Genomic DNA, 16048 nt, shown 5'->3' with positions numbered 1-16048 from the left:
CCTTCGGGTTATCTGGTTTCAAGGTGTCCGCGTTTCAGATGGTTTCGTTCATACAGCAAAAAGGCAAGCGAAAGCAAAAATGCCAGACCGTCCGCAACCGGTCCTGTCCACAGAACCCCTTCTACGCCCAGGAAGATTGGAAGAATCAGCGCTGTGGGCACAAAAAAGATGATCTGACGCGCAAGGGACAAGATGGCAGATTTGACCGGTTTGCCCACCGCCTGCAGATAGACCGCCGCGATGGTCTGGAATCCGGTCAGCGGACAAAGCATCAAAAAGATGCGAAATGCCTTGACGGCAAACTCGTTGTATAGACCCTCTTCGGAGCCAAACAGCGACACCACGCTCATCGGGGCAAACTGGAAGATCAAAAAGGCTGCCACCGATACGATCTCCGAGGCGATCAGCGAGATCTCCAGCGCCTTTTTCACGCGGTGATAGCTCTTTGCGCCGTAGTTGTATCCGATAATCGGCTGGGTGCCGGTTGCGATGCCCAGCAGAATGGCGATCATGATTTGGTTTACCTTCATGACGATGCCGGTCGCGGTCAGCGGGATTTCTGCACCGTAAACCGACTGCGCGCCGTATTTTGCCAGCAGGTTGTTGGTCAGCGCCATGACGATGGTGATGGCAAACTGGGTGATAAAGCTGCTCAGTCCGAAGATCACGATGTTCACGCTCACCTTTGCGCAGGGAGCAAAGCTCGATTTGTTCAGCTGCACGCTCTTAAAATGCGGCATATAGAGCACCGATACCACAAAGGACGCTACCTGACCGATGATGGTTGCAATCGCTGCCCCCTTGACCCCCATCTGAAAGACAAAGATGAAAACCGGGTCGAGGATTACGTTGATGATGGCGCCAATGACCATCGAAAGCATGGCATATTTTGGACTTCCGTCGGCGCGGATCATCGAGTTGATGGCTGCCGAAATCATCATGAACGGCAGTCCGGTACCGATGATAAAGCCGTATTCCAGCGCAAAAGGACGCAGAACATCGGTCGCACCGAACAGCGTCAGGATGGGGTCGATCCAAACAAGAAAGACCACAGCCAGCAGAATGCTGACGATGGTTACCAGGGTAACAGCGTTGCCTACCCCCTTTTTAGCGATTTCCACCTCTCCCTCGCCCATCTTCAGGCTCAGATAGGCAGCTCCGCCGTTGCCGATCATCATGGACAGCGCCAGCGCGATGATGGTGATGGGGAAAACGATGTTGGTGGCGCCGTTTCCAAGGTATCCCACTCCCCAGCCGATAAAGATCTGGTCAACGATGTTGTACAGGGAATTGACCAGCAAAGCGATCACGCTGGGGACGGCAAATTTTACGATCAGCCGCCCGATCGGCTCTGTGGCAAACGGACTTTGTGTTTGTGGTACTGCATGTTCCATGGGTAAAATCTCCTCCTGTAAAATAAGTAATTAGTTACCTATTAGGATAAAAAAGCAGGCAGCGCAGCCAAAGGGATATTTTGCGCGCTGCCGGTTGCAGAAAACGCCCTATTCCTCGTCGATGTTTTTCAGGATCATGTCGGCAAGAACCAGCAACTGCTGCTGCTGTTCCTTGGTCAGTGTCCTGCACAGCTCGGAAAAGACCTCCTGATCCTGCGTGAGGATCATCTTGTAAATTTCGGCGGACTGCTCGGTGCAGGTGATTTTTTTATACCGCCGGTCCCTTTCGCTGGGGACGCACCGAATCAGCTGTTTGCTTTCCAGCCGCTGCAAAAGCTTGGTCATCGCCGGATGGGTCACATGTTCGATGCGCTCCAGATCGTTCTGGTGGATTTCCGTTTCCCCGGCAGCCTCCAGACGGCTGATGGAACCCAGCACCCTCAGCTGCACCGCTGTCAGACCCAGCGCGGCAGCCTTTTCATCCAGCTTTTTCCGAAAAGCACGATTGATGATCGCGATTTTTAAACCAAAAGGCATCATAAAAACATCACCTGACCTTATATAAGTAACTTGTTACTTATTATATCCTTACATACTGCTTTTGTCAAGGATTTGCACAGAAAACCTATATCCAAACAGCAAAAAACGCGGTATAATAAAGAAAAAGGATAAAGATAAAGTCTGTTAGAAATAACAAAGGACTTACCTGAAATCCTCGTTTTAATCCTCACAGCCCGGCAGCTCAAATGAAAAAGAAACAAAGAAAAAAGTAAGTCCTCTTAGGAAAATGATACCACATCTGCAAAGAAAATGAAAGTGAAAATTCGTATTTTGCTTGTTGCTGTGGTCCGATGATCCAAAAAGCCCCTGCTATTTTTCTGCGGATGAGTCCCTGACTGCTCCCGATGTACCTTGGGGAAATCCTCAAAAAGGAGGTTATCCTGTGAAACCTGCAAAAAAACGCACCCGGATTCTTTTTCTTTGTATATTGTTTTGTTTTGTGTTATACCAGATTCTCTTCCCTGTTCGGACCTTGAAAGAGGTTTTGGAAGCAAGGGAGATTTACAACTTAAGCGATTCATACGAACGAAAGGAGTATGAAGATACCTACGTTCTGCCGGAAGCTTTGCCCGGGTTACAGCAGGACGTTCTCGGCGTACGGGGAACACTCCCATCATTTTATGATTTTGAGTTACTCTCTTCTCAGGACACAGATCAAATCTGCAAACTTCTTTCCTCCTTAAAGGTTCGCAAAAAGCTTGGAAAGTACCACGAATTTTCCACCCAACACCGCTTAGAAAACGGGTACGAATATCGGATTCGGTTTTCCTGGGTCAGCAACCTCACAATTACACTATGTCAGAAGGAGCTTTGCTTTGAAACAAGTCCCGCCTTCCGCTACGGGTCCGAAAAATTCAATGTATACTATCTGATAAACTGCCCGGAAAATCGGGAGGTACTGGAAGAGCTCGAAAACTTTTTGCTGCAAACCTTCTCGTGACAAAAGGCCTGGGATATAAAAAGGAGCATCACCTTAGGATTAGGGTGATGCTCTTAGTTTTAATGAAAAGGTGATTTTAAAAATTCCCTTATAAACTCTCCACCGTAGGAAATATATATCGTACAGATTTCAATATTCTTTTCTCTACAAACACCCAAAATTTGCTTTATAATGTCAGCATTTGGACCATTACCCCGCTCAGCTTTTTTAAAACCAAGCTGGGTAGGAGACAAAACAAACAACTGCTTGTCCTGAAGTTTAATTTGCTGACAGGCATCTAATATAGCCTCAAGCATAACTCGGTTGGAACTTTTTATACTCTCAAAATCTTTTTGCCGCAGTTTTGTTATTCGGTTTTCATAAATTGTTCGGTATAGATACGAACCTGTATGATTTTCTGGATACCAACTACCAGTAACAACTGTAATAAGATCTTTTTTATGCTCCTGTAGAAATTCATAAATATTGAAATCTTTGAGTTCTACTTTTGTATACATATCCAGCCTCCCTTTTACTTTCAGTAACTATGGTTGGTGTAAAGTAATTGAAAATTCTGAATGTAATTAAAGGTCAGTACAGCTGTCAAACCTACCTTTTCTCTGCACTTTATGCAATTACGTTTTCCGCGTTACCCTTCACTGAATGAATTACCTGCAGAAGCTGTTCTCGCTGCGTATTGTTAAATAGCTTCAGGAAGGAAACCGGCTTGTCAAATGGTGGCTTTTGCAGTGCTGTCACACTTTCCATGTAGCCGTTCTGTTCGACATAGTGAATCACCTTGTGAACAAATGCAATCTGCGACTGGGTCAGTGATTGGTCGTTGATAAACTGGGAAAAAGCCTGCATCGCCGCTTCATGATCGAGCTTTGCAATCTTTCGAATCAGCAGACCAAACGGCGTATCTCCAAATTCCCGCCGGTAATCCTCACGGCTTCCCAGTTCTACCGTCAGGATATGTTCCAGCTCTCGGTAATCGATCTCGGTTAACGGCAGATTGTGCTTAAGCTTATGAATCGCAAGCTGATTGCCATGCTCTTCCACATAACGGTTGACCTTCTGGCGGTAATCCTCAAAATCATACGCCTGGTCGAGCAGTACACCTTCCTGCTGTTCCATCACCGGATCACTGAGACTGGTGGTGATCATTTTTCTGCTTTCCCCTTCCACCAGAATGGAGATAATGCCCCGCAGCTCCCGACGCACCTGTTCAAACAGCAAAATATCGTTTGCTTCCCAGAAGGTTTCACTGCCAATCTCCCGAATGAGTGTGATCTTCTCTTTTACCTTTGGGACATTTGCCTTTTTCTCAAGCAGAACAGCCATGTTTTGCAGCTGCTTTTTCGCTGAGCGAAAAGAGGGCATCTGCTCCATGTGGGAAAGAATCAAGCCATACATAAAGTTGTCAAATCGCTTTGCGTATTCATCCGGGTCCTGTGAGCGAACAATCGGAGCAATCTTTCCGATCAACTCTCCCTTGTCCCCTTCCCCGATGCATTCGAGCGCATCCGGCTTTTGGAATTTTTCGACAAACTGGCGCTGCAAGCGCACCTCAATCAGTTCCGGATTGAGCGTGCAGATCTGTTTGCGGCAGGTGTCCACCAAGGTTTCCCGCCATTCCTGATATTGCGCATCGCTGTATGCAGCTTCCTGCAGATTCATCGCAATGCGGATGCGCTTGCTGAAAATGTTCTCGGTCAGACTCTTGGTTTCCTTTGCTTCGTAACCATTCTGTTTTTGACGGAAGTACTCAAAATTTCCGCAGTAGTCAAAAATCAGAAAGCGCCGTTTGTCAGTGTACTCCCCGTCGATCTGGTCGATGCAGCTCAATCCCTTGCACAGACGGGTGCCCCTGCCGATCATCTGCCAGAATTTTGCTTTGGAGCGCACCTTTTTAAAGAACACCAGATTGACACATTCCGGAGCATCAATGCCGGTGTCCATCATATCGACCGAGACAGCAATATGCGGTTCCTTTTCCGCCACTTTAAAATCATCAATCACTCGCTGCGCATAGGAGTCCTCGCAGATAACCCGCTGCGCAAAGCTGCTGTACTGGGGATAGAGCTTGTAAAAACGCTCCAGGATAAACTGTGCATGACGCTTGTTCTGTGCAAAGATGATGGTTTTACCCAAACGGTCACCGCCTGCCACCTTGATGCCGCGCTCCATCAGATCCTGAAGGACGGTATCCACCGTTGCCTCATTAAACACAAACTGATTGAGCTGTGCCGATGGGATAAAATCAGGAAGGCTGCCGTCGTCTTCAATAAAGTCATCCTCGTAACGCTCCTTGTCGGCGTCGGACAGATCTTCGTATGTAATACCTTCCTCCAAAAACTTGGTTTTGACCTCGTAGTTGTAGTAAGGTACCAGCACATGATCCTGATAAACCGCGGTTTCGTAGTCGTAGGCATAGGTCGGGATATTATGTGGCATCTCAAAAAAGTCGTAGGTATTGCGGTCAACATCTGTCTTTGGGGTCGCTGTCAGTCCAACCAGTACCGCGTCAAAGTATTCAAAGATGGCGCGGTACTTCTTAAAGATGCTGCGATGGCTCTCGTCAATGATAATCAGGTCAAAATGCGTGGGCGTGAACAGTCGCTGTCCCTCAAGGGTCTTGGTGTCGTCGATGGCATTGAGGATGGTCGGATAGGTCGAAAAGACGATGCGGGCATTTCGATCGTCCTTGTTGGTGCAAAGGTTGCACAGCGACATTTCTGGAAGATAGTCCTTGAAGCCATCCTTCGCCTGCTTGACCAGTGCGGTGCGGTCGGCAAGGAAAAGGATGTTGGTCACCCACTTGCCGCGGCTGAGTACATCGACTAAGCTGGCTGCGGTGCGGGTCTTGCCGGTGCCGGTTGCCATGACCAGCAGATGCTTGCGGAAACCCTGCTGTGTCTTTTCGCAGACAGCACGAATGGCTTCCTTCTGATAATAGCGGTCGGTGATGCGGTCATCGACCGGAATATTCATCAAATCGAGCTTTTCGGTGCGGCGGTTCATCAGTTTCTGCAGGTCGTCCTTGCTGAAGATGGCACTGACTTTGCGCTGTGCTCCGGACAGCTCGTCCTGAAAATAGGTTTCAAAGCCGTTGGTGGTGAAGATCATCGGCCGGCGGCCAAACTTGTATTCCAGACAGTCGGCATAGAGGGATGCCTGCTTGTAGCCGGTGTTGGGGTCTCGGCTGGTGCGCTTTGCCTCCACGACGGCAAGCGGCAGCCCGTCCCTGCCAAACAGGACATAGTCGCAGTAACCCATCTGTCCGGGGATTCCCGCCATGCCCTCGACCGGGTACTCCTCGAACACGTCAGCGTCGGCACCGTCAAACTTCCAACCCATCTGCTTCATGTCCACATCAATATAGATCTTTCTGGTCTTATATTCCGAGAGTTCCTCCGGCTCAAAGGTGCGTTTTTGTTTGTGCTCTTCCTTCTTTGCCGTATACTGTGCCGACATCTGCTCAATCTGTCTGCGCAGTGCTTCGATCTCAGCGTCCTTTTTGTTCAGCAGGCTCTCCTGTTCCTTAATCTTTTTGGTGTCGACTACCACCTTTTCGGTGGGGATCAGCGCTTCATCAAAAGTGCGTTCAACATAATCTTCCCCATAGCAATAGTCAATCCACTGGACAAATTCGAACAGGCTGCGCAGCGATACCAGTGCATCACACTTCTGCACGCTGCGTTCGGTATGTACTGCAAGGTTTCCAAGTTTGATGATAAACGGGATTTTTCCCCAGGTGTTGTAGTCCACCGCAAAGCGGAAAGAAGGTTCGTGAATCAGCGATTGCAGGTTGTCCTTATAGGGCATCTGCATGGTGTTATCTGCCGAGTAGACCCACTTCACCGCCAGTTCCAGCGCCTTGCGGCAGCCCACCGCACACATGGCCGGAGCAGAAGCGTAGATTGTCTCGGCTTCGATGCAGGCAGAGGCAAAGAGGGCATATTCGGGTTTGGATTGGAGGAAAGAGAAGTTAGTCATAGGAGGTCACCTCACTTAATCTCTGTTGTACTTCCTGATGAATCAATTGGCAAATATCGGGAAAATGCCTATCAATATCGTAATTTGTAAAACGAAGGATTTTTAAATCACAGCCTTGCAGATAGGAACTTCTTTGTTTGTCATATTCTATCGCCTCTTTTGTAAAATGCTGCGAACCATCCAGCTCGATTACCAGTTTTGCTGCGTGGCAATAGAAGTCTGTAATATAACAGCCGATTGTTTTTTGACGCTGGAATCGAACAGGATAGCTTCTCAAAAAATCATACCAAAGATGGTTTTCCAGCCTCGTCGCATTTTTGCGCAGTTCTCTTGCGCGTGGAATCAATTTATGCTGGTATGGCAACGACATTTGGCTTTTCCCATCCTTTCCATTGTTGACTCCCTCCATCGGCTTTCGCTGACACCTCCCTCACTAAGGGAGGCATGGTCCCCCTCAAAGAGGGGGATGTCACCCTTGGTGACAGGGGGAGTTACCCAAAATATTCCTGCATCAGCGCCTTTTTCAGCGTTTCCAGCTTTTCAAGGCTGCGGCTAATGGTGGTTTTTGTTTTTTCTGTTTGCTCGACAAAGGCGGCAAATTGGTTTTGTAAATCTAGTGGCGGGACGGGTATTGTCAACTGTTCTAACAATCGCACACGAATTCCAGCTACAGTGCTTCCAGAGGATTTTTCTGCAATTTTTTTCTTAAATTCTTCTGTATCTAAAGCATATTCTAGATATGCTGGATGAAGTGCAGTAGTTTGTAATGTGACAATTCTCTGACCCACGTAAAACTCTGTGTCAAAATGAGGAATACGACATACATTACCTAAAGGCGCTTCTGTTGTAAAAACCACATCTCCTTCTTTAGGAAAACCTCTGACCATTACTTTATCATATGTTTCTTTTGAGATATATTCTTTTGGTTCAAGTACCATACGATGCATCCTAATATTTTTGGCTGTTATAAAAGGAAGTCCAAAATCAACCTTTTGAGGTGTTTTACCACGGTAATCAATAATGTTACATAAGCTCAACAATGTACATTCAGGAAACCTCTTCCCAAACATCTCAACAAACCTTGCCTTGATAAGCTCATCCAGCTTGTCAAGCTGCTGACGGCGTTTGGCAATCAGGTCGCTTACCTTGTCCAGCACCGCCGCAATTTTGCGCTGTTCGTCAATAAGGGGGACAGGTACAGATATTTCAGAAAGCATCGCTTTATTTAACGTTGCTCCCATCACTGCTCGATTAGTTTCTTTAGACCAATCTTTCCCTGTAAAAAGATGATAGAAATAGTCTGGTAAAACATCATACTTTCCAGTTGGAATAAACGCCATTATTGCTTCATTAGTGTATACTTCTTCCTTCGTGATAGCCGTTTTTCCTAACGACAGTTTAAAACTCATAATGACAGTATTGGCTGGGACACTTTTTATTCCGCTTTCTCGAACAGCTACCTCGGAAATCTCTTCTTTTGTAGCTCCTACATATTTTTGATAAGTACCTAAATCAGCAATCGACACCCAACTATATTGACCATCTGTCCAGTAATTGGACTTATTACGAGAGGGCGTTTTTCCCATCTGTAAATCAAATATTTCCCCTAACTTCGCCATCACAGCATCTCCTCCAGTTCCGCAAGTCCTGCTGTAATCTCCATTTCCAGCTCGTGCAGGTCTGCCATGATTTCGGTGGTGGAAGGGTACTCCACCGGCACATACTCCACCTTCTTGTACTTGTTGATCGACAGGTCATAGCCGTTGTCCGCAATCTCCTGCTTCGGCACAAAAAAGCTCTGCTCGGTGCGCGCTCTTTTTTCCTCATTTAAAATATCATCGGCATTGTCCCCTTCTTTGAGGGGGATGTCACCCTTGGTGACAGGGGGAGTCTGTCCGATAGACCGAAATCTCCGAATAATGTCAGGGATGTCGTTCTGCTCAACCGGCGAGCGCTTGTCATCCAGCGAGAAACCGTCGGCTTTCATATCATAGAACCAAACCTTGTCGGTGCCGCCCATGCCGGTTTTGGTGAACACCAGCACTGCGGTGGATACTCCCGCATAGGGCTTGAAGACACCGGACGGCATCGAAATCACCGCGCGCAGGTGGTGGTTCTCTACCAGCTCTTTGCGGATGGACTGATGCGCCTTGGAAGAACCAAACAGCACACCATCCGGCACGATGCAGGCACACTGGCCGCCCTTTTTGAGGATGCGCAGAAACAGCGCCAAAAACAAAAGCTCTGTCTTTTTGGTGTTGGTGACTGCCTTGAGGTCATCGTTGATGCTTTCGGCATCGACAGTGCCCTTAAACGGCGGATTTGCCAGGCAGATGGTGTATTTCTCCTGAATTTGATTCTGCTTGGACACACTGTCCATATAGCGCACATCAGGGTTGGTGATCGAGTGCAGCATCAGGTTCATCGCCGAGATGCGCAGCATGGTGCGGTCCATATCAAAGCCGCTGAAAGCATCGGTGGAAAAGTGCTCCCACTGCTCCGCGGTCATGGTATCTTCGTAATGTTTGCGGATATACTCCGACGCAGACACCAAAAATCCCGCTGTACCACAGGACGGGTCACAGATCACATCGTCCGGTGTCGGTGCAATCAACTCCACCATCATTTCGCGGATCTGCTTCGGGGTGCGGAACTGTCCGTTTTGACCCGCCGTGGCGAGCTTACCTAGCATATACTCGTACAGATCACCCTGCACATCCAAGCCGGTGAGATCGTGCTCATACAGATCGTCCAGGCCGGTGATAATCTTCTGCAGCACCTGCGGCGTCGGGATCAGGAACATCGCGTCGCTCATATAGCGCGCAAAGGCAGTGCTTTCCTGCTGCTCGCTGGACTCCTCCTGCACTTCGATCATCTCGCCCTTTTCGTCAAAGTCAGGCAGGTGGCCATTTTTCATGTTTTTGATGGCAGGGAACACCCGCTGGGAGATGACTTCATAGATTTCCCTTGCATCGTTATTTTTAAAGCGGCTCCACCGCATCGCCTGACCTGCCGGCGACTGCGGGAAGATCTTGCTGAGCTTTTCGCCGCTCATGTTTTCCAGCTCTTCGGTTTCCAGTTCCTTTTCGTCGAGCGACCGAATAAACATCAGATAGGTCAGCTGTTCGATGACCGTCAAGGGGTTGGTGATGCCACCCGCCCAAAGATCGGTCCAAATCTTATCTACTTTATTTTTCACTGCGCCTGTAATCACTTGTTTTCCTCCAGACTGATTATCGTCCCGTTTTTACATTTTCCAAAAAATGACATTTTATATATTATAGCACAACTTCCCACAAAGGAAAAGAAGCCCCACGAAAATGTTCTCTTTTCTTATGTAGTCTGTAACTGTTCAGATTATATGAAGAAAAAATTCTTGTTTTTGGAAAAAACTTTCAAAAAAGGGCTTGATTTTTTGCCTTTCGTAGAGTATAATAATCAAGTAATTTGCCGGTGTGGTGGAATGGCAGACGCGACGGACTCAAAATCCGTTGGTAGCGATACCGTGTGGGTTCAAGTCCCACCACCGGCACCATTTGTTCCAGAATCACTTTTTGTGATTCTGGACATTTTTTTGCCATAAAATAGTATAATATATACAAAGGCCTCTTTTCTTTCATCTGTAAAATAGAAAATCAGAGCAAAAAAATAAGAGCATCACCCTCAAAATTGCGGTGATGCTCCTTTTTTTATGCCCAAAATACCTTCCTTTCGATGCATATTGGCACGGTGAATCGTGTCCCTTCCCCATTCTTGGAAACCTCTTTTTTACCTACTCACCATGTTTTCGGTCCTTTCTACCCCTATTCTTCAATATTTCTTTCCTCCATGCAGCTTTCGTTTATGCTGCCATAGGTGTAACCGTTGTCATTGCTCAGATAAACCGGTGTATCTTCGTCAAACTGTTCCAGAAATTCGATCAGCTCCCCTACTGTAAAGGTTCTGCCGCACTGTTTTGTGGTGTATCCGGTTCTGTTGCTTTCAATCATTACTGCGTTGTACATGTTACTTGCTCCTTTTCTGTATTTATTCTAACCTTGTATCCATATTATACAGGGAGCTGCTGAGGAAAACCACCGTGAGAAGGTACAAGAATCCCCACCTTTTGCGGTACAGAATAGACCTTGTGTTTAGTGGGTGATGAAAGTAAAAAGCAGGAATGACTCGAAAAGTCATCCCTGCTTCATTTTTTCTTCTTTAGTGAGTTCCATCTACAGGTACTGCACCGATTTCAGAAAGAGCATCTACTATTCGCTTTATGGTCGGGCATCGAGTACCATCCTTGTATTTGGTACAGATACCCATATGCACTGCATCCGGCTGAAGAGAAATCAATCGCTCCAGCTTTTCCTGCATCCCATCGTCCCAGACGTCACAGCCATTGCAGCGAAAAAATGCTTCCAGCTCGATTTCCTCGTTCTGATACCGGGCAAAACTTTTGGTTTTCTGATTGAACGCTTTCAGACAGCCCGCTCCTGTGCAGACGGTATTTGCCTTCTGACAGGCAAGAATCACGATTTTTTTCATAGAGCTATGCCTCCTTTCGAGAATATGGACAGTAAAAGATACGCAGCTGCCCTTTGCCGTCAATGCTAACCTCTGCATCCACTTCGTATAGTTCCCGAATCAGATCCGGGGTCAAAAGTTCATGCGGCGTTCCCTGTGCAATAACCTTTCCCTGCTTCATGGCATACAGACGATCACAGTACATCGCAGCGATATTGAGATCGTGCACTGCGGAAATCACAGTACAATCCAGATTTTTGACAATATCCATCAGCCACAGCTGATACTTGATATCCAGATGATTGGTCGGCTCATCCAAAATCAGGCAGGGGGTCTGCTGTGCCAGAGCTCTTGCCAGAATGATACGCTGCTGTTCCCCGCCGGAAAGGGTGGAGAAAGAGCGTTCTTCGAACTCCTGCATTCCGACTGCTTTCAATGATTGCCGCATAATTTGATAATCTTCGGCAGTATCACGATCCAAGGCACGTTTGTGCGGAGCACGACCCATCATGACCACATCCCGGACACTGAATTCAAAGTTGTAATAGTTGTGCTGGGCGACTACTGCCAACTTTTGTGCGGATTCTTTGACCCGGTAGGAAGAAAGTTCCTTACCATCCAGAAAAACAGCTCCCTCTGAAGGTGTCAGCACTCGATAAAGACAGCGCAGCAATGTGCTTTTTCCGCTGCCATTGGGTCCGATGATACCGACAAATTCCCCTTTGTTTGCCTCAAAGTCAATTCCCCGAAGGATTTCAGTATTTCCCAGTACCGCATGCAGCTGCTGTGTCGTGATTTTCATGACTCTTTCCCTCCGAACCCGTATTTTTTTCGCACCATCAGCCAGATAAAGACCGGGGCACCGATTATTGAGGTCAAAATACCGATTGGAAGTTCTGTTCGTTCCAGCAAGGTTCGGCACAGAACATCTGCCCACAGCAGAAACAACGCCCCCAGTAAAGTGCACAGAGGCACAAGCTTTTTGTGATCGGTGCCAAACAGGATTCGAACAATGTGCGGAATCACAAGTCCTACAAAGCCGATAACACCGGCAGCATAAACGGCAAATCCCACCATGAAAGAAGCAACTACCAGATATAAAACTCGCCAGTGGTGAAGATCGGTTCCCAGCGTGATAGCAGATTCATCCCCCAACAGCATCAGGTTGAGCGTACGGTACTGAGTTAGGAAAAACAGGACACCTACAGCAGTTGTAATACACAGCAGCGTGTTCGTTTCCCAGTTTGCTGAAGCAAGACTGCCCATTGTCCAGCGCATCACGGCTTCCATCGCACCGGAGCTGTTGTTTTTGACATAAAGCAGAAAATTGGATGCTGCGCCGCAGACGGAAGAAAGAGCTGTTCCAGCAAGGATCAGCTTAACTGAAGTGGCTTTTCCACCCATATTCGCCAGCACAATCACTCCAATGGAAACCAGAAAAGCCCCTATAAACGCCATAATTCCGACATATCCGCTGCCGAACGCAGTCCCTATTCCCAAAATGATAGCGATGGTTGCTCCCAGTGAGGCTCCGGACGATATGCCCAGCACATAAGGATCTGCCAGCGGATTTTTTACAATAGCCTGCATCACCACACCTGCAATCGAAAGCGAAGCCCCAATCGCGATTGCAAGTATCAACCGCGGTAAACGAACATACCACACAATATCACTCATACTGCCCGAACCGTAAAGCTGTGCATCACCGATCCCAAATAGTTTAAATAAGATTACCCGGTAAACATCCCCCATCGCAAGATCCACTGAGCCGATCGTTACCGCCCACAGTAATGACAAAACAAGAGCCGCCGCCAACAGGATAACCGCCGTCCAGCAGACCGGTTTGCCATGGAAAATACCATTTTTTATCGTATGTTTTTTCATTTTTCTTCTCTTTTATATTCCAGCCTATCCCTGTTTTTAATCCTGATAAAGTTCAGGATACAGGTTTTTGGAAACATCAAGAATACCGTCGAGTGTTCTCATACCGCTGCAATAGATACCCGAAAGATTGATTGGGTAAACCCGTCCATTTTTGACCGCATCCAGCGAAGCAAATTTCGGATCTTCTGTAATCAGTTTCACAACATGTTCTCCGGCATAGTCCACATCTCCCACGCTGTAACCGTCATACCATACCATGAAGATAGCGTCCGGATTGACTGCAATCAAATCCTCAGCACTGATATTGCCGTTTTCGCCATGTTTACCCACAGCGAGCTCAGCACCACCATTAACGGCAACATTGCCACCCAGAGTATCTTCTCCATAAACACGATAACTTCCGCCTTCATCTTCTAGAACTGCCGCAGTCAATCTTGGCTGAGATTCTAGATGCTTGTTGATTTTTTCTACTTCACTCTGAATTTCATCTACAATTTCTTTTGCCCGGTCTTCCACATCGAAGATTTTACCAAGAGTCAAAATGTCTTCGCACTCTTCGTTGATGGTCTGTGGATTTTCTGCAGCAGGTCCACGGCAGGCACTGTTGAGCGACATATAAGTGCCTACTTTACGTTCATGCCAGAAATTGACATCTCCAAGTCGCTTATCGGAAAAGGTACTATACCATCCAGTAATAAAATCCGGTTCCAGAGCCAAAATTTCTTCCTTGCTCGGCATGCTTTCATAGTAATTGATCTTTGCAAATTCCTCTTTCAGGTCTTCTCTGATCTCACCATCCAAACCACATGCACCAACAATTTTATCGGCAAGACCCAGCGCCAGCATGGTTTCGATATTGTTCTGATTTTGTGCCCAAACCCGTTCCGGTGCTTTTTCAAACGTATATTCTACTGGTTCTTTTGCGTAGTTGTAGGTGCTGATGGTCAGCGGATACTGCGTACTGGTTTCTGAAGATGAGCTTTCTTCTGCCTGTTCTGTAGCTTCTGGTGCCTCCTGTGCTTCCTCTTTCTGCTCTACCTTAGCTGTTTCTTCCTGTGCAGGAGTTTCGCTGTTGCTCTGGCAGGCAGCCATGCTCAAGCAAAGCGCCGCACACAACAGGCAGGTCAAAATTTTTTTCATCATAATGGACTTCCTCCTTAAAATAAATAAAAGCCACAGGACTCAAGTGTCCTGTGGCTTTTTAACAACACAAAGATTCCCTCTCATTGCCAATTCTTCTGGCACTAGAGAAGGATTTAACAACATCCCCTGAGTCCGAACAGATGTTGCTTTTCTTATTGCAGACGTATTCTGACTTCGACCTCATCATGTCATCTTCAGCCTTCCCAAATCAAAAGATTCAGTGACCGATCTTTCCTTTTAATGAAAAATCTAAAGAAGAGGACACTCCATCGTTACAGCAGCGTTCCTGTGTGGGACTCGCACCCAACTTCCTGTGTAACATTCCTTTATAAAAGGTATATTACACAAATCTGCAAAAGAACATATTCTTTTGCTCTTATTATATCTCCAAAAATTCATTTGTCAACTAAATGTTTACAAAATAATACAAGTTTATGTAAAAAGAACGCCCTCCCCGGATATTTTCTCCGAGGAGGGCGTTCTTATGTCAGACTATTTTCTGAAATAATCCTTGATGCTTTCGACTACAGCTTTTGCAACGGTAGGCTGGTTTGGTGCGTTCAGATGCAGGATTGGGGTCTTGTTGTGGTCATCATAGAACCATTCCTCTTTCTTAGCATGCTCCCAGTTGAGCTGTCTGGAGCTGTTGGTCTGGATGTCATAGCCGGCAGCTTCAAAGTGATCAAGGTAGGTGTCCAGAAAATCTTTGGAACAGTAGAGCATTGCATAGTAGCCTGCCGCCTCGATTTCATCCAGAAAAGCCTTGCAGATATCGGTGTTAACCTGCTTGCTGCCTCCAGTGTAGATGCTCTCGTACTCGATATCAAAGGCAATCGGGTAGCTGAGCTTGTACGGTTTGACCGCCTCGATGACCTCTTTGGCTGCCCGTCTGGCTGCCTCTGCTGTGGTGGCGTAGCTGTACAGGTACACTCCCACATCCAAACCCGCTGCCAACGCACCGCTGATATGTTTCTTAAAATGAACATCCTCTTTGAGTGCGCCATTGTTGTAGCACCAGCCGACACGTACAATTGCAAAATCAACGCCAGATGCCTTGACTTTTTGCCAATCCACATTGTTTTGTGCATAAGAAACATCAATTCCGTTTTTTGTCAAAATTCCACATCCTTTTCTTTATCAATTTTGGGAGCTTGAAGCGCTTCAAGCTCGGGGTGATGGGACACTTTGCCCATGTTTCGCACAGGCTAAAACCATCCCCACTAGTCCAACAGAGCGTCGATTCCCTGTTTTGTCAGGAACTCCTTCTGTTTGTGTTTGATGTTAGTCGCATATTCGAGCGCTGCGTGCATATCACCGTTACAATGTGCATCCGGAATACGCTGCACCGCTTTTGCAGTTGCTTCCCCAAGTGCAATCGATGCGCTGGTGCTCTGGACCAACAAAACAATCAGATCTTTCTGTGACTTATCCTGCTCCTCGTGGTCACGCTCCCTCTTGGAAATCCTCCCTTCCAAACGCCAGACGATCAGTCCCATGATTGCGCTTGGAATCCCCATTGCGGCCACAAATCCCGCCAGCAGCTGCCAGATGTTTCCTTCCATCATTGGTTTCACCTCCTCCTCTGCTTTAAATTTCTAATTTTTATCCATATTTTCCTGAAATCCCCCATACTCCCTTCTTC

At 47.1% G+C, this 16048-nt stretch carries 15 protein-coding genes, 1 tRNA gene and 1 riboswitch; of the genes, 2 read left to right on the top strand and 14 right to left on the bottom strand.

The window, feature by feature from the left end; translation table 11 throughout:
- Positions 1-8: 8 nt before the first annotated feature.
- Positions 9-1394, bottom strand: coding sequence for an MATE family efflux transporter (locus tag BQ5375_RS10325; RefSeq protein ID WP_076917858.1), 1386 nt, complete (start codon positions 1392-1394; stop codon positions 9-11).
- A 108-nt stretch (positions 1395-1502) separates the two neighbouring features.
- Entirely contained in the window at positions 1503-1934 is a 432-nt protein-coding gene (locus tag BQ5375_RS10320) for a MarR family winged helix-turn-helix transcriptional regulator (protein WP_076917857.1), read from the bottom strand.
- A 403-nt stretch (positions 1935-2337) separates the two neighbouring features.
- On the opposite strand from BQ5375_RS10320, the gene BQ5375_RS10315 reads away from it, so the two are divergent.
- A complete protein-coding gene (locus tag BQ5375_RS10315; protein ID WP_076917856.1) occupies positions 2338-2895 on the top strand; it encodes a hypothetical protein in 558 nt (185 codons plus the stop codon).
- Between the two features lie 59 nt (positions 2896-2954).
- Here the strand turns inward: BQ5375_RS10315 and BQ5375_RS10310 are convergent, their stop codons facing one another.
- The 5 genes from BQ5375_RS10310 to BQ5375_RS10290 all read right to left on the bottom strand — a co-directional run bounded on the left by BQ5375_RS10310 (position 2955) and on the right by BQ5375_RS10290 (position 10087).
- Positions 2955-3392: a hypothetical protein gene (locus tag BQ5375_RS10310; protein ID WP_022133122.1), complete on the bottom strand. Its 438-nt coding sequence runs from the start codon at positions 3390-3392 to the stop codon at positions 2955-2957.
- Positions 3393-3501: 109 nt separating this feature from the next.
- Positions 3502-6873, bottom strand: a complete 3372-nt coding sequence (locus BQ5375_RS10305; RefSeq protein WP_076917855.1) for a DEAD/DEAH box helicase family protein — start codon at positions 6871-6873, stop codon at positions 3502-3504.
- Positions 6866-7243, bottom strand: coding sequence for an endonuclease domain-containing protein (locus BQ5375_RS10300; protein ID WP_076918149.1), 378 nt, complete (start codon positions 7241-7243; stop codon positions 6866-6868). Before BQ5375_RS10300 ends, BQ5375_RS10305 begins: the two co-directional genes overlap by 8 nt.
- A gap of 121 nt (positions 7244-7364) precedes the next feature.
- A complete protein-coding gene (locus BQ5375_RS10295) occupies positions 7365-8492 on the bottom strand; it encodes a restriction endonuclease subunit S (RefSeq protein ID WP_076917854.1) in 1128 nt (375 codons plus the stop codon).
- Positions 8492-10087, bottom strand: coding sequence for a class I SAM-dependent DNA methyltransferase (locus tag BQ5375_RS10290; protein ID WP_076917853.1), 1596 nt, complete (start codon positions 10085-10087; stop codon positions 8492-8494). The genes BQ5375_RS10295 and BQ5375_RS10290 overlap by 1 nt, the downstream gene beginning before the upstream one ends.
- A 235-nt stretch (positions 10088-10322) precedes the next feature.
- Between BQ5375_RS10290 and BQ5375_RS10285 the strand changes: the two genes are divergently transcribed.
- A tRNA-Leu gene (locus BQ5375_RS10285) sits at positions 10323-10408 on the top strand.
- Between the two features lie 268 nt (positions 10409-10676).
- Here the strand turns inward: BQ5375_RS10285 and BQ5375_RS10280 are convergent.
- From BQ5375_RS10280 to BQ5375_RS10250, 7 genes are all read right to left on the bottom strand, one after another.
- Positions 10677-10877 carry a hypothetical protein gene (locus BQ5375_RS10280; RefSeq protein ID WP_076917852.1) on the bottom strand — a complete coding sequence of 67 codons (201 nt, stop codon included), beginning with the start codon at positions 10875-10877 and terminating at the stop codon, positions 10677-10679.
- Between the two features lie 193 nt (positions 10878-11070).
- Complete coding sequence (locus BQ5375_RS10275) at positions 11071-11400, bottom strand: CGGC domain-containing protein (protein WP_076917851.1); 330 nt, start codon at positions 11398-11400, stop codon at positions 11071-11073.
- A gap of 4 nt (positions 11401-11404) precedes the next feature.
- Complete coding sequence (locus BQ5375_RS10270) at positions 11405-12181, bottom strand: ABC transporter ATP-binding protein (RefSeq protein ID WP_076917850.1); 777 nt, start codon at positions 12179-12181, stop codon at positions 11405-11407.
- Complete coding sequence (locus BQ5375_RS10265) at positions 12178-13263, bottom strand: FecCD family ABC transporter permease (protein ID WP_083687599.1); 1086 nt, start codon at positions 13261-13263, stop codon at positions 12178-12180. Before BQ5375_RS10265 ends, BQ5375_RS10270 begins: the two co-directional genes overlap by 4 nt.
- Before the next feature lie 36 nt (positions 13264-13299).
- Positions 13300-14406 carry an ABC transporter substrate-binding protein gene (locus BQ5375_RS10260; protein WP_076917849.1) on the bottom strand — a complete coding sequence of 369 codons (1107 nt, stop codon included), beginning with the start codon at positions 14404-14406 and terminating at the stop codon, positions 13300-13302.
- Between the two features lie 143 nt (positions 14407-14549).
- Positions 14550-14775: riboswitch (cobalamin riboswitch) on the bottom strand.
- A 123-nt stretch (positions 14776-14898) separates the two neighbouring features.
- On the bottom strand, positions 14899-15522 hold the full coding sequence (locus BQ5375_RS10255; protein WP_076917848.1) for a GH25 family lysozyme: 624 nt from the start codon (positions 15520-15522) through the stop codon (positions 14899-14901).
- Between the two features lie 104 nt (positions 15523-15626).
- Entirely contained in the window at positions 15627-15971 is a 345-nt protein-coding gene (locus BQ5375_RS10250; RefSeq protein ID WP_205409037.1) for a serine/threonine protein kinase, read from the bottom strand.
- Positions 15972-16048 lie beyond the last annotated feature (77 nt).

Origin of the sequence: Negativibacillus massiliensis, from assembly GCF_900148495.1 — a bacterium.
Lineage (GTDB): Bacteria > Bacillota > Clostridia > Oscillospirales > Ruminococcaceae > Negativibacillus > Negativibacillus massiliensis.
The sequence above is the reverse complement of the archived record's forward strand: the minus strand, read 5'-3'. Positions and strand labels throughout refer to the sequence as shown.

What these genes read in the sequence shown, in the direction of transcription:
- BQ5375_RS10275 (WP_076917851.1), bottom strand. Translation starts at nt 11,400, where the DNA reads ATGAAAAAAATCGTGATTCTTGCCTGTCAGAAGGCAAATACCGTCTGC.
- BQ5375_RS10305 (WP_076917855.1), bottom strand. Translation starts at nt 6,873, where the DNA reads ATGACTAACTTCTCTTTCCTCCAATCCAAACCCGAATATGCCCTCTTT.
- BQ5375_RS10320 (WP_076917857.1), bottom strand. Translation starts at nt 1,934, where the DNA reads ATGATGCCTTTTGGTTTAAAAATCGCGATCATCAATCGTGCTTTTCGG.
- BQ5375_RS10300 (WP_076918149.1), bottom strand. Translation starts at nt 7,243, where the DNA reads ATGTCGTTGCCATACCAGCATAAATTGATTCCACGCGCAAGAGAACTG.
- BQ5375_RS10250 (WP_205409037.1), bottom strand. Translation starts at nt 15,971, where the DNA reads ATGATGGAAGGAAACATCTGGCAGCTGCTGGCGGGATTTGTGGCCGCA.
- BQ5375_RS10280 (WP_076917852.1), bottom strand. Translation starts at nt 10,877, where the DNA reads ATGTACAACGCAGTAATGATTGAAAGCAACAGAACCGGATACACCACA.
- BQ5375_RS10270 (WP_076917850.1), bottom strand. Translation starts at nt 12,181, where the DNA reads ATGAAAATCACGACACAGCAGCTGCATGCGGTACTGGGAAATACTGAA.
- BQ5375_RS10295 (WP_076917854.1), bottom strand. Translation starts at nt 8,492, where the DNA reads ATGGCGAAGTTAGGGGAAATATTTGATTTACAGATGGGAAAAACGCCC.
- BQ5375_RS10325 (WP_076917858.1), bottom strand. Translation starts at nt 1,394, where the DNA reads ATGGAACATGCAGTACCACAAACACAAAGTCCGTTTGCCACAGAGCCG.
- BQ5375_RS10260 (WP_076917849.1), bottom strand. Translation starts at nt 14,406, where the DNA reads ATGATGAAAAAAATTTTGACCTGCCTGTTGTGTGCGGCGCTTTGCTTG.
- BQ5375_RS10310 (WP_022133122.1), bottom strand. Translation starts at nt 3,392, where the DNA reads ATGTATACAAAAGTAGAACTCAAAGATTTCAATATTTATGAATTTCTA.
- BQ5375_RS10265 (WP_083687599.1), bottom strand. Translation starts at nt 13,263, where the DNA reads ATGAAAAAACATACGATAAAAAATGGTATTTTCCATGGCAAACCGGTC.